The 26,161-nt window shown below is 38.5% G+C and carries 27 protein-coding genes; 16 read left to right on the forward strand and 11 right to left on the reverse strand.

Annotated features, from left to right (window positions below; translation table 11 throughout):
• Positions 1 to 18: 18 nt before the first annotated feature.
• Positions 19 to 1,629: a nicotinate phosphoribosyltransferase gene (locus ABD005_RS09900; protein ID WP_343817278.1), complete on the reverse strand. Its 1,611-nt coding sequence runs from the start codon at positions 1,627 to 1,629 to the stop codon at positions 19 to 21.
• A 10-nt stretch (positions 1,630 to 1,639) separates the two neighbouring features.
• Positions 1,640 to 2,494: a ribose-phosphate diphosphokinase gene (gene prs / locus ABD005_RS09905; RefSeq protein ID WP_343817279.1), complete on the reverse strand. Its 855-nt coding sequence runs from the start codon at positions 2,492 to 2,494 to the stop codon at positions 1,640 to 1,642.
• A 332-nt stretch (positions 2,495 to 2,826) separates the two neighbouring features.
• Here prs and ABD005_RS09910 point away from each other — a divergent pair, with 332 nt between their 5' ends.
• The 11 genes from ABD005_RS09910 to ABD005_RS09960 all read left to right on the forward strand — a co-directional run bounded on the left by ABD005_RS09910 (position 2,827) and on the right by ABD005_RS09960 (position 13,708).
• Complete coding sequence (locus ABD005_RS09910; protein WP_343817280.1) at positions 2,827 to 3,534, forward strand: NUDIX hydrolase; 708 nt, start codon at positions 2,827 to 2,829, stop codon at positions 3,532 to 3,534.
• A gap of 206 nt (positions 3,535 to 3,740) precedes the next feature.
• The gene (gene lexA / locus ABD005_RS09915; protein ID WP_215978657.1) at positions 3,741 to 4,373 is read left to right on the forward strand and encodes a transcriptional repressor LexA; all 633 of its coding nucleotides are present in this window, start codon (positions 3,741 to 3,743) and stop codon (positions 4,371 to 4,373) included.
• A gap of 431 nt (positions 4,374 to 4,804) precedes the next feature.
• Positions 4,805 to 6,379, forward strand: coding sequence for a cytochrome c oxidase subunit II (gene coxB / locus ABD005_RS09920; protein ID WP_343817281.1), 1,575 nt, complete (start codon positions 4,805 to 4,807; stop codon positions 6,377 to 6,379).
• A gap of 10 nt (positions 6,380 to 6,389) precedes the next feature.
• Positions 6,390 to 8,012 (forward strand): cytochrome c oxidase subunit I, encoded by a 1,623-nt coding sequence (gene ctaD, locus ABD005_RS09925; RefSeq protein ID WP_215978659.1) that lies wholly within the window; start codon positions 6,390 to 6,392, stop codon positions 8,010 to 8,012.
• On the forward strand, positions 8,012 to 8,545 hold the full coding sequence (locus ABD005_RS09930; protein WP_343817282.1) for a cytochrome c oxidase assembly protein: 534 nt from the start codon (positions 8,012 to 8,014) through the stop codon (positions 8,543 to 8,545). Before ctaD ends, ABD005_RS09930 begins: the two co-directional genes overlap by 1 nt.
• 26 nt (positions 8,546 to 8,571) lie before the next feature.
• Entirely contained in the window at positions 8,572 to 9,456 is an 885-nt protein-coding gene (locus tag ABD005_RS09935) for a cytochrome c oxidase subunit 3 (protein WP_343817283.1), read from the forward strand.
• A 48-nt stretch (positions 9,457 to 9,504) separates the two neighbouring features.
• A complete protein-coding gene (locus ABD005_RS09940; protein WP_343817284.1) occupies positions 9,505 to 10,293 on the forward strand; it encodes an SURF1 family protein in 789 nt (262 codons plus the stop codon).
• Positions 10,286 to 10,927 (forward strand): hypothetical protein, encoded by a 642-nt coding sequence (locus ABD005_RS09945; RefSeq protein ID WP_343817285.1) that lies wholly within the window; start codon positions 10,286 to 10,288, stop codon positions 10,925 to 10,927. Before ABD005_RS09940 ends, ABD005_RS09945 begins: the two co-directional genes overlap by 8 nt.
• Positions 10,928 to 10,929: 2 nt before the next feature.
• Entirely contained in the window at positions 10,930 to 12,036 is a 1,107-nt protein-coding gene (locus tag ABD005_RS09950) for a COX15/CtaA family protein (protein WP_343817286.1), read from the forward strand.
• A gap of 52 nt (positions 12,037 to 12,088) precedes the next feature.
• On the forward strand, positions 12,089 to 13,006 hold the full coding sequence (gene cyoE, locus ABD005_RS09955) for a heme o synthase (RefSeq protein ID WP_343817382.1): 918 nt from the start codon (positions 12,089 to 12,091) through the stop codon (positions 13,004 to 13,006).
• A gap of 60 nt (positions 13,007 to 13,066) precedes the next feature.
• On the forward strand, positions 13,067 to 13,708 hold the full coding sequence (locus tag ABD005_RS09960) for an SCO family protein (RefSeq protein WP_343817287.1): 642 nt from the start codon (positions 13,067 to 13,069) through the stop codon (positions 13,706 to 13,708).
• Between the two features lie 33 nt (positions 13,709 to 13,741).
• Here ABD005_RS09960 and ABD005_RS09965 read toward each other — a convergent pair whose 3' ends face one another.
• The 3 genes from ABD005_RS09965 to ABD005_RS09975 all read right to left on the reverse strand — a co-directional run bounded on the left by ABD005_RS09965 (position 13,742) and on the right by ABD005_RS09975 (position 17,647).
• Complete coding sequence (locus tag ABD005_RS09965) at positions 13,742 to 16,138, reverse strand: TonB-dependent siderophore receptor (protein ID WP_343817288.1); 2,397 nt, start codon at positions 16,136 to 16,138, stop codon at positions 13,742 to 13,744.
• A gap of 130 nt (positions 16,139 to 16,268) precedes the next feature.
• Positions 16,269 to 17,150: a FecR family protein gene (locus tag ABD005_RS09970; protein ID WP_343817289.1), complete on the reverse strand. Its 882-nt coding sequence runs from the start codon at positions 17,148 to 17,150 to the stop codon at positions 16,269 to 16,271.
• 2 nt (positions 17,151 to 17,152) lie between these two features.
• Positions 17,153 to 17,647 (reverse strand): RNA polymerase sigma factor, encoded by a 495-nt coding sequence (locus ABD005_RS09975; RefSeq protein WP_215978669.1) that lies wholly within the window; start codon positions 17,645 to 17,647, stop codon positions 17,153 to 17,155.
• A 159-nt stretch (positions 17,648 to 17,806) separates the two neighbouring features.
• Here ABD005_RS09975 and ABD005_RS09980 point away from each other — a divergent pair, with 159 nt between their 5' ends.
• Positions 17,807 to 18,232, forward strand: coding sequence for a tetratricopeptide repeat protein (locus ABD005_RS09980; RefSeq protein WP_343817290.1), 426 nt, complete (start codon positions 17,807 to 17,809; stop codon positions 18,230 to 18,232).
• Positions 18,233 to 18,361: 129 nt separating this feature from the next.
• On the opposite strand, the gene ABD005_RS09985 is transcribed toward ABD005_RS09980, so the two are convergent.
• Positions 18,362 to 19,435 carry a polysaccharide deacetylase family protein gene (locus ABD005_RS09985; protein WP_343817291.1) on the reverse strand — a complete coding sequence of 358 codons (1,074 nt, stop codon included), beginning with the start codon at positions 19,433 to 19,435 and terminating at the stop codon, positions 18,362 to 18,364.
• 89 nt (positions 19,436 to 19,524) lie between these two features.
• Between ABD005_RS09985 and ABD005_RS09990 the strand changes: the two genes are divergently transcribed.
• A complete protein-coding gene (locus ABD005_RS09990) occupies positions 19,525 to 20,865 on the forward strand; it encodes an MATE family efflux transporter (RefSeq protein ID WP_343817292.1) in 1,341 nt (446 codons plus the stop codon).
• On the opposite strand, the gene ABD005_RS09995 is transcribed toward ABD005_RS09990, so the two are convergent.
• From ABD005_RS09995 to ABD005_RS10010, 4 genes are all read right to left on the reverse strand, one after another.
• Positions 20,862 to 21,224, reverse strand: a complete 363-nt coding sequence (locus tag ABD005_RS09995) for a VanZ family protein (RefSeq protein WP_343817293.1) — start codon at positions 21,222 to 21,224, stop codon at positions 20,862 to 20,864. The two genes, ABD005_RS09990 and ABD005_RS09995, sit on opposite strands and share 4 nt — an antisense overlap.
• A 9-nt stretch (positions 21,225 to 21,233) precedes the next feature.
• Positions 21,234 to 21,497, reverse strand: a complete 264-nt coding sequence (locus ABD005_RS10000; protein ID WP_343817294.1) for a hypothetical protein — start codon at positions 21,495 to 21,497, stop codon at positions 21,234 to 21,236.
• A 35-nt stretch (positions 21,498 to 21,532) separates the two neighbouring features.
• Positions 21,533 to 22,111, reverse strand: coding sequence for a Fe-S biogenesis protein NfuA (gene nfuA, locus ABD005_RS10005; RefSeq protein WP_215978674.1), 579 nt, complete (start codon positions 22,109 to 22,111; stop codon positions 21,533 to 21,535).
• A 223-nt stretch (positions 22,112 to 22,334) separates the two neighbouring features.
• Positions 22,335 to 23,117 carry a ComF family protein gene (locus ABD005_RS10010; protein WP_252738749.1) on the reverse strand — a complete coding sequence of 261 codons (783 nt, stop codon included), beginning with the start codon at positions 23,115 to 23,117 and terminating at the stop codon, positions 22,335 to 22,337.
• Positions 23,118 to 23,191: 74 nt separating this feature from the next.
• On the opposite strand from ABD005_RS10010, the gene bioH reads away from it, so the two are divergent.
• The 3 genes from bioH to ABD005_RS10025 all read left to right on the forward strand — a co-directional run bounded on the left by bioH (position 23,192) and on the right by ABD005_RS10025 (position 25,444).
• The gene (bioH, locus tag ABD005_RS10015) at positions 23,192 to 24,046 is read left to right on the forward strand and encodes a pimeloyl-ACP methyl ester esterase BioH (RefSeq protein WP_343817295.1); all 855 of its coding nucleotides are present in this window, start codon (positions 23,192 to 23,194) and stop codon (positions 24,044 to 24,046) included.
• Positions 24,047 to 24,133: 87 nt separating this feature from the next.
• The gene (locus tag ABD005_RS10020) at positions 24,134 to 24,439 is read left to right on the forward strand and encodes a hypothetical protein (RefSeq protein ID WP_343817296.1); all 306 of its coding nucleotides are present in this window, start codon (positions 24,134 to 24,136) and stop codon (positions 24,437 to 24,439) included.
• 18 nt (positions 24,440 to 24,457) lie between these two features.
• Positions 24,458 to 25,444 carry a putative metalloprotease CJM1_0395 family protein gene (locus ABD005_RS10025; protein WP_343817297.1) on the forward strand — a complete coding sequence of 329 codons (987 nt, stop codon included), beginning with the start codon at positions 24,458 to 24,460 and terminating at the stop codon, positions 25,442 to 25,444.
• A 17-nt stretch (positions 25,445 to 25,461) separates the two neighbouring features.
• Here the strand turns inward: ABD005_RS10025 and ABD005_RS10030 are convergent, their stop codons facing one another.
• A complete protein-coding gene (locus ABD005_RS10030; protein WP_215978678.1) occupies positions 25,462 to 26,136 on the reverse strand; it encodes a TetR/AcrR family transcriptional regulator in 675 nt (224 codons plus the stop codon).
• Positions 26,137 to 26,161: the final 25 nt, after the last annotated feature.

Raw genomic sequence — 26,161 nt, forward strand, 5'->3', positions numbered from 1 at the left:
ATTGCTCGAGCTACCAACTTAAATCTGTTCGTTTATGGTTGCACGCACTTCAGCTAAAGTCGTTTCTTTAATTAGTTGCCCATCTTCAAAGACCACGGTTAATAATCCTTGATTTTCTTCTTCAGCAGAAACATCATCAAACAAGGTTAACTCGCCATTAACTCGTTCTATTTTTAATAAACCTTTTGCAGATTTTTTCTTAGTATCTGTTTTAGGATCTTTGAATATAGCAACACGTTCGCCGTTTTTAACAACACTTGTTGCTTTTACAGCTGAGCCGTGAGTATCACGAGTTACATACTGATAACTATAAGAACCAATACCCAATACAACTTTTGAAGCAAAGCCTTTATCCATTAAACGCTGTAATATCAAACGCTGGCGCTTAAGGGTAATAGCATCGCCATAAATAGCACCTATATGATCATCAAGTAACTTGAAGCCTTTGCTGGTTGTAGTACCACCAAAAGTGTCCCATAAGCATTCAATTAAACCTTTCACTTCACAAGGCATTAATGGGCTAGCTTGTTGCTCACCTGTAGACTCATTCTCAAAACCATAAAACTCACCATTCCAACGGTATGCTTCATAACCTTTAGCGAGTACATCTTGTTCAGCTTCTGCTTGGCTATTAAATAATTCACTGTATTCTGAAACAGGAGAAACTTTATAGCCGGTTAAGATTTTGACTGGATCTCCAGAGTCTGGGCGAATAACTAAGGTACCATCGCGAGCCATTATCTCAGCCTTTAACTGAGGTAAATAATCAGTCACCAATGTCCAAAAATCCCAGGTATCTGACACTACACTTAATATGCCTGTTGGAGATTGCTCTTTCATTAAGTATTTGAAGAACTCTATTTCACCTTCCATGATCCATGAACACGTAACAGAATGCTCAGTTGCATCCACAGAGCAACCCACAAGCTCATTATCTACATTAGCACCGTAGTACTTTTCAGCAAATAATACGGCAGGGATAGTGTCAGTGCCCACTAAGCCTGATGCTAAATGCCCAAAACCACTCATTGCTGCAGCATGTTTACCAAACATCCCTCTAAAGCTAAAGTCGTGGCCCTGAAAAGGAACAAAATCTAGCGGAAGCCCCGTTTTATTAGCAAACTCTTTAAATACTTTTAAGTAAGCAACTGAGGTAGTGGCGCTAGTTTGAATTGGCCAGTTTTCACAGCTCAACACTGTTTCAATCATATTAGTTAACCACTGAAAGCCTTCTTTCGTGTTAACAATAGTCATTGGTGGTACTAAATAAGGAACCAGTGTCCCTTCAGGTAATGCTTTTATTCTTAATGGTAAGTAACCTAAGTCGTGTAAGTCTTCTAAGTATTTAACATCAACAGAATAGCCTAACATTGCACTCATAATACGTTTATGGTTAGCAACGGCAGTGACTTTGTCGGCCTTAAAAAACTCAGCCCATTCTTCTTGTAAATAGCTTTTAATAAAGTATTGCAAACCCACAAATGCAACTTTTTTATTGTCTTCAACGTTGCTTAATTTACCACTTCTTGAAGTGAAGTTAGCATAAACTTCAGTCACATCAGGGTGGTAAGCACGACTATGAAATTCTTTATAAACATCTTTTTGCATACTAGCAGCGGTAATAGTCATTATAGTTTCCTTACATTTCAATAATTTGTAATTTTATTTTGTTACTTGTCGTAAATTCTTCAATAGGTCGAAAAGAGTCAGTGGTATAAATAGTGTCAATTAACCCCTCAAACACCGATAACCCTTTTGAAAAAATACCGTGAGTGATAAACAGCGATACTTCCACAGCACCTTTGTCTTTTAACACCTTGGCTAATTCGATAAACGTTCTGCCACCATCACATATATCATCAGCGATGAGTACTTTTTTACCTTCAACATCACCCAAAATTTCAGTTTTAATGATTTCGCCTGTTTTAAAATTTCGCATTTTTTGTGCTTGAATCACCTCGGGCTCACCATTAAATGTCTCCGCTATTTTAATAGTTTTTTTACTCGCGCCAGCATCAGGTGAAATTAACGTAAGCTCACCTATAGATAAACGTTGACTTAATTCATCACAGCGCTCAAGTAAGTTAATTTGCGGTATGTTGACCACTCTATTTAATAACGCTGGTGATACTTCACTATGCGCATCCCAAATAGTAACTTTGGCAAAACCTAAACTATTTATGAAGTTTGCCATAACCGCGGCACCTAAGGCTTCACCTTCTACACAAACTCTATCTTGGCGGGCATAAGGAAAATAAGGAATAACGAGCTCAATAGGAAGCGCTTCATTTGAAAGTCGTTTAAGTGCATCAACAGCAATCATTAATTGAACAAGCTTTGATGAGTCAGTAAGACGTGCAAAGATCTCTATTTTACTGGTTGTGGCAAAGTCACTTGGATTAAAGCGAATATGCTCTTCTCCCCCAGAAAAAGTGAAGCTGTCAAAAGTAATAGCCGTTTTATTTCCGACGAGTTCATGGCTAAATATTTTCATGTTACTTCCTTTTATTTAAATTGTGTCCTAAAGACACAAATAATTTAGCAAAGAGTTTACTATAGATCAAGTTAATTATGTCATAGAGACACAATCAACATTTAAAAGCGCAAATTAGTGTAGCAGCTAAAATAATCAACTCATATAACTTACTAAGATAACTTATTAATATAAATAAGAAATGCAATGAACTACGCTAAGCATTTAAGTAAGATATTAATAGATAGATAAATAGCCAAACAGCTTTAGCTAAAGAGTAATTAATGACCGTTGTTATTGATATAACAAGTAAATTAGCTTAATGTGTCATAAAGACATAAAGAGTCGTTCACATGAACCCAAAAATGACCCCCTACAATATAAATGAATTCAAAAATCCACTGTTTACGGTAGATAGTGTGTTATTCACTGTTGAGCATAATTGTTTAAAAGTACTGCTGGTTAAACGTGCAAATGAGCCTTTTCTTGGTAGCTGGGGGCTTCCAGGTGGATTTGTTAATGTTGACGCAGATGCCACAACCGATATTACAGCCTTAAGAAACCTCAAAGAAAAAACTAACGTTGCGCCGCAATATTTAGAGCAATTACAAACATTTTCAAACACTAGCCGTGACCCTAGAGGCTTTAGCGTTACCTTAGTTTACTTTGCCTTAATCGCTGCACAACAAGTTTCATCACACATTGCAACCATCGACGAAGTGCAATGGGTAGAGCTTGATAAGCTAAACAGTTTATCAATGGCATTTGATCATAAAATGATTATTGAGCACGCCAAGCAACGCTTACAGCAAAAAGCACTTTATTCGATGGTACCTGTGTATTGTTTACCCGAGTATTTCACTGTCGGTCAGCTAAAATCTGTAATTGAAACCATCATAGGCAAAACCATACAACGCAAAAGTCTTATTCGACGTATTGAGGCTGCCAATATGTTTGAAGCTATTGACGAAAAGGTTAAGTCGGGTGGGCGATTAGCGCAACAATACAAAGTAAAATCGGGTGTTGATATTGTTCATTTTGAACGTAATTTAAGTGTTTAAGCATAAAAGTTAGTTTACAAGGGTATCTTAGCATTAGCTGATCGTCTGTAACATGAGCAATAGCTTTATTAACTGACACCTATTTGCAAAAACTTTCGCTGAATTTCAAACCAACAAAAATCAGTAAAAAACATACAGTACTTGCCTTTAAATACAGCCTGTATATACTAACAGTAACACTGTGTAAATTTACAGGCTAAATAATAATGAATTCGATACTCGATTTACCTTCGTTGACTAAAAGACAGCAACAAATATTAGACCTAATTAAAGATAAAATTGCTGATACTGGTATGCCACCTACTCGGGCTGAAATAGCGACTTTTTTTGGTTTTAAATCAGCTAATGCTGCCGAAGAGCATTTAAAAGCCCTTGCAAAGAAAGGTTACATTGAAATGTTAGCAGGTACCTCTCGTGGTATCCGTTTAACAGAAGAAATTATGGAAGAAGCGGGTTTACCACTTATTGGCCGTGTTGCCGCAGGCGAGCCTATTTTAGCGCAAGAGCATGTTGAAGATCATTACAAAATGGATGGTAGCCTTTTTCATCCGCCCGCCAATTACTTACTACGTGTTAACGGCGAAAGCATGAAAGATATTGGTATTTTAGATGGTGATTTACTAGCGGTTCACCAAACAACTGACGTGCAAAATGGTCAAGTTGTTGTTGCTCGTGTTGAGGATGATGTTACCGTTAAGCGCTTTAAGCGCGAGGGTAATATTGTTTATTTGCATGCTGAAAATGAAGATTTCTCCCCGATTAAAGTTGATTTAACACAACAGCAATTTAGTATTGAAGGTTTAGCTGTTGGTGTAATACGCAACGGTAACTGGATGTAACTCTAGTTTATAAAAACCGCACCACTATTAATAAAGAGCCAGTAAATAAATTTCAATAAATTCTTTTGATCTTTATTTACTGGCTCTTTAGTTTATTAAACCTCCGCTCAAACCTCGTACCTCCTACTAATGAAGACTATTTAGAGTTAACACTCTATTGAATTAAATGGTTTTTTTTCAATTCCTGTTCTATAAATTATATTGACCTACAATCAAATGTAGCGTATTCATAATACAAATAACGCATAAAAAACGAACAAAAAGAATAAGACGTTAATGCGCTAATACTCTCTCATCGAAGATTGTTATTATCAGCTCTCGTCACTAGCTAGTTTATAAAATAATAATAAAACTAACAGATATTCAGTTCAGTGGGCCGTGATTTACATTGCTGCAATTCTGTTTTCTATGCATTAGAAAGGAGATGTCGAGTGAGCAGACGTAACCTAGCTTGGCTACTATGGCTAAGTGTATTTAGTAATTCAACATGGGCAAACAGTAAGCTTAATTTAACCCAAGGTGTTACCGAAATAAGTAGAGAAGTATATGATTTACATATGCTTGTGCTCTATATTTGTACCGCTATTGGCGTTATAGTTTTTGGCATTATGTTCTGGTCTATCGCGTTTCACCGAAAATCTAAAGGTGCAAAGCCTGCAGACTTCCATGAAAGTACTAAAGTAGAAATTCTCTGGACCGCTATCCCTATTGTTATTCTTATTGCTATGGCAATTCCCGCAACTAAAACACTTATCGCTATGGAAAATAACGATAATTCTGACGTTACTATTCAAATTACCGGTTCACAATGGAAATGGCATTATAAATACTTTGATCAAGATATTGAGTTTTATTCTGTGTTATCGACGCCTCGTGAGCAATATGAAAACCATCAAGGCGAATCTGATAAAAGTGAAAATTATTTATTAGAAGTTGATAAACACCTTGTTATTCCCGCCAACCAAAAAGTACGTTTTTTAATTACCTCTGACGATGTTATTCATTCATGGTGGGTGCCTGCATTCGCAGTTAAACAAGATGCCAACCCTGGTTTTATTAATGAAGCATGGACCAAAGTCGACGAGCCAGGTATTTATCGTGGTCAGTGTGCCGAATTATGCGGTAAGGATCATGGGTTTATGCCCATTGTTGTTGAGGTAAAGTCTGTTGAAGATTACCAATTATGGCTTGATGAGCAGCACGAGTTAATAGCGCAAGCAGCTGATGCTGAAAAAGCCTCACTAAGCGCAGAAGCTTCAATGGATGAATTAATGGCCTTAGGTGAGAAAACCTATGTCGCTTATTGTGCAGCATGTCATCAAGTATCGGGAGCAGGTTTACCTCCTGCTTTTCCTGCTCTTAAAAATAGCCCCATTGCGACTGGCGATGTTAATACGCACATTCAAATAGTCTTTAATGGTAAAGCCGGTACTGGCATGCAAGGTTACGGTAAACAATTAAGTTTGAAAGAAATCGCTGCTGTTGTCACCTATGAGCGCAACGCTTGGGGTAACAATACTGGCGATGCTGTACAAGCATCTCAAGTGAAATCTGCAGCGGGTAACTCAACAGCTAGCGATGAAAAAACGCTCGAGGCAGTAACCCCCACCACCACTGACACTAGCGACAAAAAAGTCGACGCCCCCACGGTTACCAATACTGCGACCGAAGACCTCACTAAGATCTACAGTAAAGAGGAATTAATGACAATGGGTGAAAACGTTTATATGAAAGCGTGTGTTGCTTGCCATCAACCTACAGGAGCAGGATTACCGCCCGCATTTCCTGCACTAAAAGGTAGTCCTATGGTGTTAGGGGATATAGCGGCTCATATTGACATTGTACTTAACGGGAGCAAGAAAAATGCTGCTATGGCTGCTTTTGGTAGCCAATTAACCAAAACAGAAATAGCCGCCGTTATTACTTATGAACGCAATGCATGGGGAAATAATACCGGTGATTTAGTACAACCTGCAGCCATTAATACTGCTGCTAGCGCGAAGTAAGGGACATAAGATGACTACAGACGTTATAGAACAAGAATCCCACGACGAGCATCATGATGATCACAAAATGACAGGTATAAAGCGTTGGCTATACACCACCAACCATAAAGATATTGGTACGCTTTATTTATGGTTCGCTTTTATCATGTTTTTAACTGGTGGCGCTTTTGCCATGGTTATCAGGGCAGAGCTATTTCAGCCTGGCTTACAATTAGTTGAACCTGATTTTTTTAACCAGTTAACCACAGTGCATGGTTTAATTATGGTATTTGGCGCAATAATGCCAGCGTTCACTGGCTTTGCAAACTGGATGCTACCTATGATGGTTGGTGCACCAGACATGGCATTACCACGTATGAATAACTGGAGTTTTTGGATTTTACCTTTCGCGTTTAGTATTCTACTCGCTTCTTTTTTCATGGAAAGTGGCGCACCTAATTTCGGTTGGACCTTCTACGCACCGCTCTCAACCACCTACTCTAACGGTAGTACCGCCTTTTTTGTTTTTGCCGTACATATTATGGGGATTTCATCCATTATGGGGGCTATTAATATCGTTGTTACCATAATGAATATGCGTGCTCCCGGCATGACTTACATGAAAATGCCATTATTTGTGTGGACCTTTTTTATCACCGCTTATTTATTAATTGCCGTAATGCCTGTACTCGCTGGTGTAGTCACTATGCTATTAACCGACACTTACTTCGGTACCAATTTTTTCAATGCCGCTGGTGGTGGCGACCCAGTAATGTTCCAGCATATTTTCTGGTTCTTTGGTCACCCTGAAGTATATATTATGATTTTACCTGCCTTTGGTATTGTCTCTACTATTATTCCAGCGTTTGCCCGTAAACGTTTATTTGGTTATAGCTCAATGGTTTACGCCACAGCGTCTATCGCTTTACTCTCATTCATTGTTTGGGCGCATCACATGTTTACTACTGGCATGCCACTCTTTGGTGAGCTGTTCTTCATGTATTGCACTATGTTAATTGCCGTTCCAACTGGGGTAAAAGTGTTTAACTGGGTCGCAACCATGTGGCGCGGTTCATTAAGCTTTGAAACGCCAATGTTGTTCTCTATCGCCTTTGTTATTTTGTTCACTATTGGTGGTTTTTCAGGCTTGATGCTAGCAATGACCCCTGTCGATTTTCAATACCATGATACTTATTTTGTGGTTGCGCACTTTCATTATGTCTTAGTGACTGGCTCGTTATTTTCTATTTTTGCTGGTACTTATTATTGGCTGCCTAAATGGACAGGGCATATGTACAACGTCACCTTAAGTAAATGGCATTTTTGGTGCTCATTGATTTCAGTTAATTTACTGTTCTTCCCGATGCACTTCTTAGGCTTAGCGGGTATGCCGCGCAGAATTCCTGACTATGCGTTGCAATTTGCCGACTTTAACAAATGGGTCAGCATTGGTGGTTTTGCTTTTGGTTTATCGCAATTCATCTTTTTAGCCGTAATTATTAAATGCATTAAAGGTGGAAAAAAAGCACCAGCAAAACCTTGGGATGGTGCCGATGGTCTAGAATGGACAGTAGCGAGCCCTGCGCCTTATCACACCTTTACTACACCACCTTCACAAGCCGATATTGATGGAATATATAAGGACGAACACTAATGTCTGAAACAGTAAGCCATAGCAAAACCGTTAAAAAACTCAGCTTAGTGGTGCTCGCTATGTTTGGTTTTGGTTTTGCCTTGGTGCCTCTGTACGATGTTTTTTGTGATATTACCGGCCTTAATGGCAAAACTAACGATACTGCAGCCACTTACAATGCCAACGGAGTTGATGAGTCTCGCACAATTACAGTGCAGTTTATTACTCGCAATGCGCAAGGCATACCTTGGCAATTTTCACCTGTGATCAATAGCATTGATGTTCATCCTGGTGAAATGAAGTTTGTAAAATTTTATGCCAAAAATAAAGCAGGCCACGCCATGACAGGCCAAGCTGTACCCTCGGTTTCACCAGGAATGGCAGCTAATTACTTTAATAAAATTGAATGCTTCTGTTTCACTAATCAACCGCTAGCTGCAGGTGAAGAAGTTGAAATGGGACTGCAGTTTTATGTAGATCAAGACTTACCCAGCGACATAAGCACCTTAACGCTCTCTTATACTTTGTACGATATTGGTAAAAAATCATCCTAAGATAATACCTTGAAAAGGGATATGAAATGACTAATAAAGAATACGAAAATTACTATGTACCTAGCCAAAGTCATTGGCCTATTGTTGGGGCAATTGCTTTATTTATGATTGCCGTGGGTGCGGGAAACTATGTCACTGACTTGTCAAAAGATCAAAGCGGTTTTGGCGTTTATCTATTACTAGCAGGTATCGCCTTAATTATTTACATGTTAGTTGGTTGGTTTACTGATGTAGTGAATGAATCATTAGCAGGTAAATATTCTCATCAAATGGACCACTCTTTTAAACAAGGTATGAGCTGGTTTATTTTTTCTGAAGTGATGTTTTTTGCCGCCTTTTTTGGCGCACTGTTGTACTTGCGTGTTTTTTCTGTGCCTTGGTTAGGTGGGGCTGGTAATAATGCTGAAACTGGCGCGGTATTATGGCCAGACTTTGTTGCTGCTTGGCCCTTATTAAAGACCCCTGGAGGCACTGAAACAACGGCAATGGGTTGGTATGGTTTACCGCTGATTAATACGGTGATATTACTCACCTCATCTATTACTGCTCATTTTGCTCACAGCGCCTTAATGAAAGACAATCGCCGTCAGCTAAAAGTATGGCTCGGTATTACTATTTTGTTGGGTATCGCATTCATCTTTTTCCAAATTCAAGAATACGCCCACGGTTATTCTGAAGAAATGCGCCTTTATTTAACCAGTGGTGTTTATGGTAATAGCTTTTATTTGCTAACGGGCTTTCACGGCATGCACGTTACCTTGGGTTGTATCATGCTGATTATTATGTGGTTTAGAGTCCTTAAAGGGCACTTCACGCCAAAAAATCACTTTGCCTTTCAAGCGGCTAACTGGTACTGGCATTTTGTTGATGTTGTCTGGGTTATGCTGTTTATTTTTGTATATATTATTTAGTGGGGCACGTCTTTGGTAGTACGAGCGCATGATGCTAAAAGTTCATGGATGACAACACTACTTTGGCTAATATTTACCTTAGTAGTGTTTAGCATACTAGTACGTTTAAGTATTTGGCAATACGATCGTGGTCAACAAAAAGAGCAACGTTTAATGCGCATAACACAGCTTAGCCAAAATGCTCCGCTGTCTCTAACACAGCTATTGGCTTTACCTGCCTCCGAAAACCTTAATGATTACCCCGTAAGCATTACGGGAACTTTTGATAATCATGTGCTGTTTTTGCTAGACAACCAAGTTGAAAATGGCACCTTAGGTTATCGTGTGCTGCAATTACTACGCAGCGAAAATGTAAGTGCATTAATTAACTTAGGCTGGGTAAAAGGCTCCATCAACCGCCAAGAATTACCTGATATTCAAGCTATTACAGGTCAATATCAATTTACAGGTCATGTACGCTTGGTTGAAACCGGTATTATGCTACAAGCGCAACACTTCACCGAGGCAAGTTGGCCGTTAAGAATACAGCAAATAGAATTAAATAAGTTTTCAACTTTACTTAGTGAGCCTCTTTTACCTTTTGTAATTTATGTCGATGCACAAGAAAAACTAGGTTATTTAAAAAATTGGCAGGCTGTTGTGATGCCGCCAGCCAAACATTTTGGCTACTCCGTACAATGGGCAGGCTTAGCGGTCACATGGTTGTTATTAATGCTATGGCTTAAATTCTCTCGTACTAATCATACAAATCCTAAAACGGTTACAAAAGCTCTCAAGAACAATTCTCCAACAAAGCACGCTTATAATAAAAATAATGAGGCCATTAAATATGACTAATATTAATATGTCACCCGAGACTGATATGGCGATAAAGCCCAACAGAAACAGACAAAGTTTACTGTTATTATTGGTGGTTTTTGCCTTACCCGTTATTTTGGCAAAATTAGCCTTAGAGCAGAAGTGGTTAGAGTTTGGTGTAACCAACCAAGGAGAGTTAATTAATAAAAGTCTCACCTTAACCGATTTAGGTATTGAGCAAAGTCAATTTGAACACCAATGGCTTATTATGTATTTACTACCGGCGCAATGTCATAAAAGTTGTCAGCAAACCCTAGAAACTGTACACAATAGTTATGTCGCTTTAGGCAAAGAAATGCCCAGAATTACTCCCGTGGCATTAAAACAACATGAGTTTTCTGTAGAGCAATCTCAACGTTTAGCGAAAAGCCAATGGCAAATTATGCCAATGCCTCAACAAGCGCTACAGCATATCAGCTCAACGCAAATAGTTATTGTTGATCCCTTAGGTAATATTATTTTAAGTTACAACCCTAATGGTGATACGGCAAGCCAACTTGATTCTGCAAACACCTCAGCAGAAGCGCAAAGCAACTCAACGCAACAAACACGTTTAGGTAAAGCCATTATTACCGACATGAAAAAACTCCTTAAGTATTCTAAGGTAGGTTGAGTATGGAAAACTCTGCAAATATCAATATTATCGCCTTACGTCGCTTAGTGTTAATAAGTATCGTATTAACCATTTTTGTGATTGGCTTAGGTGCTTATACGCGTTTAACACATGCTGGGCTTGGCTGTCCTGATTGGCCAACCTGTTATGGCTTACTTGATGTACCACAAACCAGTGAACAAATAGCCGCGGCAGAGAAAGCGTTCCCTGAACGAGCAGTAGAGCCAGAAAAGGCATGGAATGAAATGATCCATCGTTATTTTGCTGGTGCGTTAGGGTTATTTATTGTTGCCATTGCTTTTATTTCAATAAAGCTGAGAATAAAACACAAAACATCAACAAAAACACCTTTGCTATTGCCTTTACTTGCTTTAGCCGTGGTTATATTTCAAGCTGCATTGGGTATGTGGACGGTCACCTTAATGTTAATGCCCGTGATTGTTATGGGGCATTTACTCGGTGGTTTCACCACGCTTTGCTTACTGTTTCTTTTATATTTAAAGCTCAACCCTGAGTTATACAATAAGAAAATTGAAGCAGCAATAAGTGATAAAGCGGTAACAATAAATTCCAATGCCGCAACTCAAATTAAAAAAACGTCTTCATACCAACGCTTTGCCATAGTCGGTATTGTTATTTTAACCATGCAAATTGCGTTAGGCGGTTGGACTTCTTCGAATTATGCAGCCTTAAGCTGTATTGAACTACCTATTTGCCAAGGGGACTGGCAAAACCAACTTAATTTCAAAGAAGCTTTTACTTTATTGCCTCCACCACAAAAAAGTTATGAATTTGGTCACTTAGACCACCACGAACGACTCACCATTCATGTCGTGCATCGTTTAGGCGCAATTGTTACTAGCCTATATTTATTATGGCTAGTTATCGCCACCTTAAAAAAATACCCCGTACGACAAGTGCAAATATCTTGCACCGTGTTGGTGTTATTTTTGGTGACCCAAGTCAGTTTAGGTATTAGTAATATTTGGTTTAAATTACCGCTCAATGTTGCGGTTGCACACAACTTAGTTGCCGCCTTGTTAATGTTAAGTTTGATTTCATTAGCATATCAGCTCACCCAACACTCACGAGGTAGTTGTCATGAGTAGATTAATTCATTCAAACCTTAATAAAGCATTAGTTAAAAGTGCTCCTGAAACCATGCTTGTGACCCTCAGTGAGTCCAATAAAAACAGGCTACTAAGCCATATAAAAAACTGGCGCGCTTATTATGATATTACCAAGCCGAAAGTCGTCGCTTTATTAGTGTTAACCGCGCTAGTCGGTATGAGTTTATCGGTACCCGGCGCTTTGCCTTGGCAAGTTCTTATTCCCGCTATGCTAGGTATTGGGCTACTTTCTTCAGCAGCTGCCGCCATTAATCATATTGTTGATAAAAACATTGATACTGTGATGGGACGCACACACAACCGACCTTTACCTGAAGGAAAAATAACAACACAAAGCGCCATTACTTTTGCTGTAAGTTTAGCGGTTATGGGGTTTGCGTTATTATATGGCTTAGTCAACCCATTAACAGCTTACTTAACTTTGTCTGGTTTAGTCGGTTATAGCTTTATTTATACGTTGTACTTAAAACGAGCAACACCGCAAAATATTACGATTGGTGGTTTAGCTGGCGCTATTCCGCCATTATTGGGTTGGACCGCCATGACCAACGAAGTCTCTGGCAATGCGCTGCTATTGGTATTAATAATTTTTACTTGGACACCACCTCATTTTTGGGCGTTGGCAATTCATCGCAAAGATGAGTATGCCAAAGTAAATATCCCTATGTTACCAGTAACGCATGGTGTGGAATTTACCAAAACTCAAATACTGTTATATACGGTACTACTCTTTGTAGTAAGCTTATTACCTTACTTAGTTGGTATGAGCGATATACTCTATTTAGTATCAGCCTGCATTCTTAATACGATTTTTTTTGCTTATGCATGGCAATTGAAATTTCATGCAAAAGCTGACACCGCTATGGCAACCTTTAAATTTTCTATTGTGCATTTAATGTTGCTATTTATTGCCTTACTTGCCGATCATTATTTAATGGCGATTAGCTAACAACAGTTTAGTGGTAAACCACTATACCGACACTGATACGATTAACTCGAGAATAATTTCATGAATAAAATGCTCTACGCCATTGCCATTATAATTTCAGTAAGCATTGGCGCAGTTGCCTTTCAGTTTCTTGCTACCACTGAGTCAACCGATTATGCATTGTACTACCAAGAACCAAGAACTATCCCAGCGTTTGAGCTTACCGATGAAGACGGCAATAGCTTTGCAAATAGTGCTCTAGAAAATCATTGGTCTTTCGCTTTTTTAGGTTATACCTCCTGCCCTGATGTTTGCCCTATTACCTTACAAAGCCTGAATGCTATTTATGATGACTTACAACAAATCGCCAATAACAGCCAAGTTTTGCTTATTTCCGCTGATCCCAAACGAGATAGCCAAGAAAAACTTGCTCAATATATTGCTTATTTTAATCCCGAATTTAAAGCGCTCCGTGCCGAACATAATGTTTTGTTCCCGTTTACCCGTAGTTTAGGATTAATGTACGCCATCACTGACAATACCAGTGATAATGCTAACAATGTTGAAAATTACTGGGTTGATCACAGTGCCTCGCTTATTTTAATTAATCCTGACGGTAAAATTGCTGCCATTTTCAAACCAGAGCAAGCCTTAGGTGAAGTCCCCAGTATTAACACTGAGCAAGTGTTAAGCGATTTTAAAAAAATCGTCGCTTTAGATTAAGCAAAGCGACTACCAATTAATAACATCATTCGTTTAAAATTGAATACTCATTGTTAACTTAATTGTGCCAGGTAAACCTTGCGCTAATAAACGAGAGCCTGTTGCTGCCCAATATTTCTCATTCGTTATATTTTGACCATATAAGCTAAACTCAACTTGATGATTAAGTAACATTGTTTGATAGTTTGCACCTATATCAAACAACGTATAACTATCAGCAAAAGCACTATTGAGAGCATCGACAGCGCGATCACCCGTATAGAATGCACCTGCGATAACACTTAAACCCTCAATACTAGGCATATTATACTTAATAAATACTGATGCAGTGTGCTCTGGAGTATTTTCTATACGTTTTGATGTCAGTAGCTCACTACTGGTTTTTTCCTGCTGAGCGTGAATATAAGTAGCATTAGCCATAAGAGATAAGTTATCGGTTAGCTCACCTGAAGCGCTCACCTCAACTCCTTGATAAACCGCGCGACCGTCTTGCACAAAATAGTTAGTTACGGGGTCAATAAAAGCTGAAACCCTATCAATATCAAAATAAGCTGCGGTAAAAAATAGCCCTTGTTCAGACTGGTATTTAAGCCCTACTTCTTGCTGTTCGCTCACAGCAGCAGGTAAAACTTCCCCTGCATTTTTAGCTATTCCTTGTGCTAAACCACCTTCCTCTAACCCTTCAATATAACTCGCATATAATGTCAAATTTTCTGTTGGCTGAATTAAAATACTACCCGATAATGAGCCTATTTTGTCATAATAATCACTCGTAAAGCTTTCATTTTTGTAATCGGTGTAACGGTAACCTAAAGTCAATGCTAGCCATTGCGTTATTTGTGAATGTGTCGCTAAATATAAGCCTTTTTGTTCTTTATCTATTTCATTTTTTACGGTGCGTTGTGGTGTATCAACGGCTGCGATATTTTCAGGATGGTATAAGTCTTGAGACCACGCCCCTTGCTTTACCTTTTCGGGGATCACTGCATTACTGGTATTTAAAGAACCTCCTGCAATAACTTGATGGAAAATATTTCCAGTATTAAAACCGCCTGACAATTTAATATCAACAACCTTATTATCATACTCAGTCTCGGGAAAAGTTGATAATGCGACTTTACCGCCACTACCAGAATCGATATCAAAACCATAAAATGATGAGTAGCGTCGAGTATTTATTGAATACGAACGACCAGCCGCAAATGTTCCTTGCCAAAAATCAGAAAAATCATAAGTGAGTGACCCTAGTAAATTATATGATTCTGCCTCAGCCTTAAACCACTCAGCACCATGATTAGTGGAAGGCTCTAATAAAGGAGGTAAAGTAATCTCTCCATCACTATTCGCTAATAAGTAATATTCTGTCTGCTCAGTAATATCCCTACTAATATATTCACCATCAAATTCAAAGCGTAATGATTCACTTAACGATAAATCGTAACCAATAGAAGCAAAATGACGATCACCTGAGCTTCTATCAACACCAAGATCTTCATTGGCAGTTACTAAATTAATACGTACACCTGAATTATCAAAGGTTTTTTCAATATCTACGTTTACACCTAAACTACCGTGATTATTTGCGAAAGCCTCTGCTGTAACCTTATTGTCGTAAGCTCTTTCGGTTACCAAATTAATAACACCCGATGGAGAGCCAAAACCATAATATAGCCCTGATGCACCTTTAAGCACCTCAACTCTATCTTTGTTCTCTAACGGCATTTGTATGTAGTTAGATAAAGGTAAAACACCATTCAACCGGTAATTAGTATTATTTTCTAAACGAATACCACGAATTGCCAAATTGCTATAAATTGCCGTATTAATTTGTGCATAACTTACCCCTGCAGTATTTCTAACCGCATCTGCTAAAGATGAAGCTTGCTGCGCCTCTAGTAACTCTTTAGTTAAAATACTAGTTGTTAATGCTGTATCTAAAACTCGGCTATTGCGAAAAGTTCCTGCTTGTACATAGTTGGCAGCAAAGCTTCTTGGTCTATCCGTTGTGATAACAATAGTTTCAAGTGTATTTTTCACAACCGCATCGTCATTAGTTATTAAACCTGTTTCAGCTTCAATCGTTTGTTTAGCTAATTTTTCCTTAACGATCACCGCATTGGGCGATTTCCACACGGCAATTAGCCCCGTGTTATCTAATAATATATCTAACGCTACAGCGGCCTGATATTGCCCTTTCAGTGATTGAGCAGACAATCCTATTACAGCCTCATCTTTAACAAATAGCTGCACACCCGCCACGTGGCTAAACTGTGTTAAAACCTCTTTAAATGACGCTGTAGAAATATCAAAATTAATACGTTGTTGTTGATAATTCAAACTGCCGTCAGTTTGATTGGCTATTGCAGGAAACGCCGCCATACTTGCTAACACCAAAGCGGATGTTAACGCGGATACTTTAAATAAAGACATACTTCTACCTATAAATAATAACAATTACTATTTACAATAACGATATAAAAAACAAAACCCGTAAATTAATTTGAAAATAATTTACAGGTAATTCGAATTTCAGATAAAAACGAGCTTTATTACTTACACTTTAATAAAGCAAAATATCACCGTTAGGCATTTCTTTTACTTGTAAATCTAAACCTTCTGCAACCATGTTAAGGGCCAAATCTATAGAATCAATTTGAAAGCGACCTGATATTTCTTTTTTTATTACAGCACTATTTATCACTTTAATTGGCTTGTCTAAATAAAGTTCAAACTCTTTTAAAACCACCGATAACGGCTCAGAAGAAAAAACTAATAATTGATCACGCCATGACAACCCTGAGTTAAATTGCTCAGCTGATAATGACTTCCATCGTTGTTTTATTCGCCTACGTCCTTCTCCCTCGTTAACAATGAGTGGTACGCTATTATTTAACGACTCTACCTTTACACTATGCTCTGTTACTTGTATTTGTAACTGCGCATGTGTTCTTACATAAAATTCCGTCCCCAATGCGGTTATATTAAGATCATTATATTGCACAATAAATGGTCTGTTTTTATCTTTAGCTACCCGAAAATAAGCATCACCAGAAAGTAACTTAATAAAGCGCTGTTCTTGCGAATAAGCTATTTTTAAATGTGTATTATGTTTTAATTCAATCACCGAGCCATCTGGTAAAGTATAAGTTGATTGTTGTGCGTACGACTGGTATTGCTGCTCTAAAACCTTAGGTGGCAAAAATAATATAATAGCAGTAACCATCAACACAACGCTGGCCGCCAAACTAAAAGACCACTGTTTGCTGTAACCGCGCTGTTTTTGCTTAGCAAATAGTTCTTTTCGGCAACGAAAATAAGTTGCCTTATGTAACGATGACTGCTCAATCCAGTGCATAAACTCTTGCTGTTCAGTAAAACTTACTTTTTCAGATAACATTAATGTTAGCCACTGTTGAGCTTGTTTTTCTAATATTTCATTCATCGTTAACGCTCCTTATGTAGCGCTTGTTTACATTGTGCGAGTATGTGAGCGATAGATTTTTCAACCCAACTCACCGAACGCTTTTTTTCTCGTGCGATTTGCTCATAATTTTGACCATGAATTTTTGAACGCCATAATAAATCTTTTTTTTCAGTATGTTGCTTATCAATACAGTGCTGAAGTTGCTCCAAAGATCGATTATGCATAAATGTTTTCTCTGTGCAATTATCACTTATTAACGAATCTTCGCAAAATACTTCATTGTTATGTAGTTGCGTTTTACGGTAATAATCGAGTACTAAATTATTCATAATGGTTTGAACATAACCAGCAATATTATCAATAGTATGCCAATGCTCAACACGCATTAATCGAATATAAAAATCTTGCATTAAATCTTCTCGTTCCGCAGAGCAACTAACTTTAGATTTTAAACTTTTTTCGATGCCCGATTGAAAGCGCTGATAAACTTTTTCTGCTGTATAGGGAGGTGTCACGACGAACTCTTGTATAAATCACGAGACCACCATGTTAACGCAATTAATTCTCATTGTTAATTAGAATCAATAAAGTACGTATTTAAGGACGCATTAAATAACAACGGGTATATAATCACTTATTAATAACAAATGTCATTAAACGACTAGAAGGCACCCATGAATACTAAAATATATAAAAGCGTACTTGCGCATACCGCTAATTTACTAGGCGCTGTTCAACAAAAAAACCAAGCTCGCTTCGATGACTACTATGCTGAATTAAAGCAATTATGTGAAACTCATGAAAATACCGATAAAGACCACCCGGTACAGTGGGAAACCCTCGCTGATTTTACCGATGATTTAACCGAAGCTGTAACATTATATGAGCACGCGTTGATAAAAGCTGAGGCGATTAACGATAAAGATTTCCGTTCATCTATTGGTTACTCAATTGCGGCACTTAAAGTAGAGTTAGGTGATAAAACCAGTGCTATTGAGCATTTAGAAAAGGCCAAAATTAGCTGCAATAAAATTGTTGATAAAGAATTAAAAGCAGAAATACATGACTTATTAGAAGAGTTAAAAGTCGCAGAAGGTTAATAAACCTGAATTCTGGATAATTGCCCGCAATTTGAGTAACGTCAGCACAAAGCACAAAAGAGTAGCGTCATAGTAACGCAGCTACTCTTTACTAGCTTGCCAATAGGTAAATTGAGTAGGCAATAGTTGTTATAGCGGATACCAACTGCCATCTTCATTTAGAATAAACCACGGTTTAGAGTACCAATAATAACGACCCGGTTCACTAATACTAGCCGCGGTACAATTACCGCGAACACGTCCTACGGGTAAGTCTTTACTGAAGGTGATGCTAAAACTATTATCATCATGCCAAGTAATATCCTGTTTACCTAACCCCGAGATGTAACAGTTTAAACCTGCTTTATAAAAATCGTCATTTTCAACATTAAAGGTGATACTTTTCGGCTCACCATACTTATAAATTGTGTTGGCATTTTCGCCTTTCAAGCCAAGCGCTAAAGGTAGCGAGCCTAACTTATCACGTAAACTCGATATTTTGTCATACGGCATTGAAACAGGAAAACGCGACAAGCTACTTAAGTCACTTGCTAAACCAACTGCGCCAGATTGCTGTGAAAAACCCACATAACCAAGTTCGCGTAACCACTTTTGAGTCGCAACATCATATTCGCCATAAGGGTAAGCAAAATAATGCCAGCTTTGACCAGTTTTCTCTTTAATAATGGCTTCTGCTTTTACCAATAAAGTGCCCTGTTGAGTTAACCACTGCTGCTGTGTGAGTTGTTCAGTTTCGCTTGTCGGAATACGTGCTAGTGAATGATGCTCATAACCATGGTTAGCAATAATAACGCCCTCATCGGCTAAAGCTTTAAGTTGCGCCCAAGATAAAGAATTAGAAGCTGGATTATTTTCATTACGATTAATGACCGCTGGGTTAACAAAAATGGTGTAAGGAAAATTAAACTTATCAAGTAATGGCTTAGCGTTAGTCGCAATATTACTGTAAGCATCATCAAAAGTAATCGCCACCAACTTATCTTCAAGTGGCTGTTCGGTTTTAATAGCTTCAACCAAGGTCGAAAGTGCGACCACCTTAAAATGATTATCTTTTAAAAACTGCAAATGCTTTTCAAATTGCGCAGGAGTAATGCTAGTGCTTTTCGGTGTTTCATCACTAACATGATGATATTGCAATATAACCGCAGCAAAGCTGCTCAAGTGAAAGAACAATAAAAATAGAGTTAAAATGCAGCGTGTCATGATAATTTTCTCTGTCCGTAGCTGGATAATTTTGAATAGGGTAAAATAACGCTTTTGCACTGAAAAGCCCAGCCAATAGGAACAGTTTATTGTTATTATTTAGTAATCCCGATCAACATAAGCGTTTATTTGCCCTAGCGCTACCAATGATACTATCGAACATAACCGTTCCTTTAATTGGTTTAGTTGATACTGCGGTCGTTGGTCATCTTGAGCATGCCTATTATTTAGGTGGTAGCACCATTGGCGCAATGTTAATTAGTGTTGTGGTATGGCTATGTGGTTTTTTACGCATGTCTACTACAGGTCTTAGTGCACAAGCATTTGGCCAAGATAATACTCGTAGTAATATTATGGTGCTACTGCGTGGTATTTGTGTCGCCTTTACCGTTGGTGTCGTGTTAGTACTATGCCAAAGTGTTTATATTGATGTCGGTTTAGCACTTGCTGGTGGCTCCGAGCAAGTGCAGTTTTATGCAAAACAATATGCCCAAATTAGAATTTGGGGAGCGCCTGCTGCTTTAGCCAATTTAGTCATACTTGGTTGGCTTATTGGTAATCAAAAAAGTAAAGCCGTTATGTGGCTATTAATCACTGCTAATTTAGTGAATGTTGGCCTAGATCTGCTATTTGTATTTGGCCTAAACTGGCAAGTAAAAGGCGTAGCATTTGCTAGCCTTATAGCCGAATACTCAACCGTGATGCTGGGCTTGTTCTATATTTTATCGCGCTATAACACGACGGTTATTCAATTATGCCAAGATAAAAAAAATACACTAGTGACCTTAGTGGAGCGTTCGGCATTATTAAGTTATTTTCGTTTAAATCGCGACATACTCATTAGAACCTTATGTTTACAAGTCGCCTTTTTATTTATTACCTTTCAGGGTGCAAAACTAGGCGATAACGTTGTAGCCGCCAATGCTATTTTAATGAATTTTTTACTGCTAATTTCTTTTGGTTTAGATGGAATAGCCAACGCTGCAGAAGCCATGGTAGGTAAAGCCTATGGTGAAAAAAACACAAAGAAATTACAGCAAACTGTACACATAGCGTTATTCTGGAACCTTGTTTTTGCCGGTATATACTCAGTGCTATTTCTAGTCGCTGGTGAGTACTTATTAACACTAATTACCAGTATTGACAGTGTGATCGCGTTTGCTAAAGATTACTTAGTGTGGATTATTCTATTACCTATTATTTCATGTTGGTGTTATTTATACGACGGTATTTATATTGGCTTATTACAGGCAAAAGTGATGCGTAACAGTATGATAGTGGCTACCTTTGCTTGCTTCTTCCCGCTGTGGTTTGTGTTACAGGCTTATGAGAATCATGCTCTGTGGGCGGCCTTTTTAGGTTTTATGTTAGCCCGTGGTATAACCCTCGCTTGGCACTTTCATACCATAGTATTGAAAGAGCGAGGTTAACGAGGTTGAGCTTGTTTGATATTCGACCAAAGCAGCAACACTTGCGCTACTAAGTAACCGCAAGCTAAACCTGCAACATTAGCTGCCATATCTAACCACTCACCATAGCGATTGACGTACGGTTGAATTAACTCAATAGCGCCACTAAAAAGTGCAAAGCCAAAAGCAATATAAAGTAGATATTTAGGTCTTGCTAAAGCCGCTGGTAACATTAACGCGCCATACGAAATAAAATGATGGGTTTTATCGCTACCTGGTACTTGCGGTAAATGAGCAGCTGGCCATAATGACAAGGTGGCGATCGTCGCAAGTAAGGCTAACGTAATAAACAACCAATAACGTTTAATTAACTGTAGCATGATTATTAATTACCACTTTGTTGAGTTTTTTGTTTTAGCTTGGTTGCGATATATAATATTCAACCAACGATTAGCAAACATACCTGTGTATCCCCATGCAGCAATTAAGCAAGCGATTACCAAAGTAACAATACCCGCCACTTGCCATAAATGGTGATGAAAATAGCCCAACGCAATAAATGCTAAAGCGACACAAAAAAGGCCAAGACCACGCAAGAATAGCCTTAAGCTAGCTTGGGGGTTTTGACCTAGTTTTTCGAGTAATTTATACATCAGCGAAACCGTTAAATACTGATTAACGTACGCTATTAATAGTAAGAGTGCTCGCCACGCTCATGTTCAGTCGCGTCTTTAACGCCTTTAATTTCGCCAGCCATAATATCAATAAGCTGTTTTTCAATGCCATCTTTAACGGTAACATCAATTTGACTACAACCGTTACAACCACCACCAAATTGCAATACGGCATAACCGTCTTCAGTAATTTCAACCAAAGTACAATCACCGCCATGACCCGCTAACTGAGGGTTAACCTCAGCTTGTAAAAAGTAATGCACGCGCTCAAATAAAGGAGCGTCGTCAGCAACTTTACGTAATTTAGCATTTGGTGCTTTTAACGTAAGCTGTGAGCCCATTTGATCAGTGGTAAAATCAATTTCAGCTTCTTCTAAGTAACTTTTACTGTCACTGTCGACCATTGCTGAAAAGCCATCAAAAGGTAAAATAATATCATCAGGCTCTACGGCATCAGGAGGACAGTACGAAACGCCACACTCGGCTTTAGCAGTGCCTGGGTTTACGACGAAAACACGAATATGCGTACCTTCTGCTTGCTGTGAAAGTAAATTTACAAAATGTTTTTGTGCGCTTTCTGAAATACTAATCATATTATACTACTCTCTCTGCTCTCGGTATTTTTGAGCAAGTTTCATCTTAAACATCGCTTAAAAAAGTACCTGACTATTTTACTCAAGTATAGCTATTTTACGCTGCAATGTTGTTATGTGCCAATGGTTTTTGTGCTTTTGTTTATTCAGTCATTACACCGTAAAGCTAGAGAAAGCATTCATGAGCGTAAAACGCTTTTCATTAATAATAATTCTCGCTGCTTTATACTTTAGGTAGTGTTAAGCAAACCGCGACAACAGTGACGGTTTCAACGCCAACCGCTTTTAATAATCGACTGATTTCGCTGGCTGTTGTGCCTGTAGTAACAACATCATCAATCAAAATAACATGTTTTACATCGCTAAAGTCATTCGTTAATTTAAAGCTATTCTTGAGGTTTTTTCGACGCGCCTGACCCGTTTTCCCCATTTGACTCTCATCTTTTTTAATTCGACTGACGGCATTAGGTAAATACTTAAGCTGTAAAGCCTGAGCGAAAGGCTTAGCAATTAAATGCGCTTGATTATAACCTCGTAATTGCCACTTACTGAGATGCAATGGTACAGATAGCACCACCTCAGGGGCTATTTCAGTTGCATAGTGTTGCCATTGCTGCGCCAATAAAACCGCAAATAATTGCCCAAGCTCAAAACGGCCATGATACTTCAACTGAGCTAGCCATTGAGTAAAGGGAGGTAGGTAAGGCGCTAACGCAAAAAGCCGATCAAATTTTATCTTTGGCAAAGCATGGTTAACCGCTGGCCACATTAATAAGTCACCATGAATTAACTCTTGCTTAAAGTACGGTAAATCATTTTGGCAATACTGACATATTAAATATTGTTGCTTGCTATTTATTCCGTCATTTTCAGTGTCGTTTTCAGTAATAATATCAAGACCACACAAGTCACAACTACTTAAAGAAAATAGCTGCTGCTTTAGTTTTGCTAAATAACTCAAGAAAACACGACTAGTCATCGTGCTAATACCTTGTTGCCACTCCATGGAAACGCCCTTTTGATAAACAGCAGTATGATATAAACTACGCCTTTCATTGAACAAGGCAGCATAATACAAGCATGGCAAAAAACTTGGCTTTTACCACTACACCTTCCCATACTTTACGTAAAGATAAAGGCGAGCATAAAATTCCCGTGGTTTTAATCCATGGCTGGGGCCTAAACTCAGGGGTTTGGCAACCGCTACTTGAGCTATTATCAGCGCAAGACGACACTCCTTTTGAGTATATTACCGTTGACTTACCCGGCTTTGGGCAAAATAGTGAATTAACTTTAACCCCTTATAGCTTGGACAACATTTGTGAGACGCTCAATAAAACGCTAACAAAACCTGCTATTTACTTAGGCTGGTCTTTAGGTGGGCTAGTTGCAACACATATGGCATTACACCACCCCAATAAAGTTTTAGGATTAATTACCGTTGCTAGTAGCCCTTATTTTGTTGAGGAAGAATATCAGCAAAATAATACCATTTGGCCTGGAATTAAAAGCCATGTATTAACTAGCTTTCATCAGCAACTCGCGCAAGATACTGCAAAAACCATTACTGGATTTCTAAAAATTCAAGCAATGGGTAGCCCTCATATTCGTCAAGATTTAAAACTCATCACCCAATTAGTTATGGCGCACACTTTACCCAACAAAAAAACCTTAGATGAATCACTGAACTTATTAAGTGACAGTGATTTGCGAATACAACTAAAAGCTATTGAACAACCCTTTTTGCGCTTATATGGTAATAACGATAGTTTGGTTCCTAAGAAGGTCATTAATTTAATTAATGACCTTGCGCCAAAGAGCGAGCAACATACGTTTATGCAAGCCTCTCACGCACCTTTTATTTCACATCTCGATGATTTTCATCAAGTATTAAAAACTTGGTTAGGAGCGCACTTTTTAAATAGCACGAGTTAAAGAGTTTCAACCGATGTTAGGCTTTACTTTTACTGCAAAGTGATTAATAATTAAACAATGTAATATACCATTAATAGGAGTCGGTCTATGTACATACAATCGTCTTTCAATTCAGGTATTGAAGGTTTTCAAAATGCTCGAGCAACTGCGGACAAAGCCGCTGCGGATATTGCTGCCAATACCCTTGCTAGCAATGAGCAGGCTGAAACTCAAAATGTTAATGCTGAAGTAAATACCGATATCGTTAGCCAAGCAACTAAGCCAGAGAGCGTGCCTGACTTAAATCAATCTATTGTTAATTTAAAAGTTGCTGAATTCCAAGCTAAGGCTGCCACAGAAGTCATTAAAAGTGCAGATGAGAGCTTAGGCACCTTGATTGACGTTACCGCTTAATCAGCCTATTAAAATACTATGAACATTGCCCCTTCTGCTCCAACGCTTTCTACACCAACGGTAGTTAATCCACCGACGGAAACATTGCGTCGTGAAAATAATCGCCGTGAAGTCATTACCCAAGTTGCAAGCGCCAACCCATCGGCAGCAGAAAAAGGGGTCGCATCGGATAAAGATCGCGCCAAAACTCCCGCACAAAATAATGAACAATTCGACTTCGCTAATTTACGTAAACAAGCTGAGCTTGCTGCTGGTAAAGTCAGCGAGAAAGGCGGCGAGCAAAGTGAACAGAATCCCGATGAAAAAGACCAAGAACAACAAGCAGCTGCCGCTAAGCAAGAAGACAAAAAAATTGCTGATGATATTGAAGCAGAAGCGGCAGCCGATGAAAAAGTTATTCGACAATTAGCAAGTCGAGATCAAGAAGTAAGAGCACATGAAAATGCTCATGCAAGTGTTGGCGGCGCAACAACAGGGGCTCCTTCTTATAGTTTTGATGTGGGCCCTGATGGAAAAAAGTATGCCGTAAGTGGGGAGGTTTCTGTCGATTTGTCAGTGGTTTCAGGCAACCCACAGGCTACAATTAAAAAGATGCAACAAGTACATGCTGCAGCGCTAGCACCAGCTAACCCTTCAGCACAAGATATTCGTGTCGCAGCCAATGCCACCAAAATTATCTTAGAAGCGCAATCTGAGCTACTGAATAGTCAACCCGATGGTTCCAGCAGCAATAATCATAAAAATGATATTAACATTGCCAATAATACGCTTAAATCCGAATCGCAGGTAACTAATCAAAACAATGACTTTGATGAACTAATCAATCAAACATTAAACGCACAAGAAACCATAGCTCCAAGTAAAGCAACTTTAAACAGCAATGCTAATATTGGTACACAAACTATCGAAGTACAACAAAGAGCACAACGTGTAGAAAGCTTTTATCATACAGTTAGCCAAGGTTATGAGCGACCAGACAGCCACCATTTCGAGCTTACCGCATAGCTTAAGTGATTAAAGACTTAAGCTGTAACTACTTCTTCTACTGCTATAGTAGCTTCTTGATAGCGTTTTTGATAAATATCGCGTGCTGTCATTAGATCATCAAGCGCATGTGATTGGGTATAAGGACGTAGAATAACCAAAATTTTCAAAACACCTTGGTAAAATACAGAATCATTAACTTCATTCACTATGGTTTGTGTTTGATGAAAGCTGACCCAAAAGGTATTAATTAAACGTAATATACTGACAATATCCACTAACTCCTCATCTGAAAAGTTAATAATATCTGCTGCTCGTAATGACAGTAGTAATTGACTCACTCGCTCTGAAATAGACTGTTGTACTTCAACATACTTTTCACGTAAACATGGATTTTTATCTAACAAAACCGGTAAGTTACTATAAAAAAATCTAAACTTCATAGTTGTTTGAAAAACAGAGTCCATATACAAAATCAATGAATCGAGAGGTTTTACTTCTGCAGACACTGTTGGCAATGTTTCAAGTAATAAGCTACGTGCGTATTCTTCATAAATAGACAAAATAATGTCTTCTTTATTACGAAAATGATAATACAAATTGCCAGGACTAATCGCTAAGTGCGCTGCGATATGGTTAGTGGTAACATTTCGCTCTCCCTGCTCATTAAATAATGCAATACTGGCTTGTATTATTTTATCGCGAGTCTTCATGCGGTTACTTCTTCTTAAATTAGAT

Origin of the sequence: Colwellia asteriadis, assembly GCF_039523295.1 — a bacterium.
GTDB lineage: Bacteria > Pseudomonadota > Gammaproteobacteria > Enterobacterales > Alteromonadaceae > Colwellia > Colwellia asteriadis.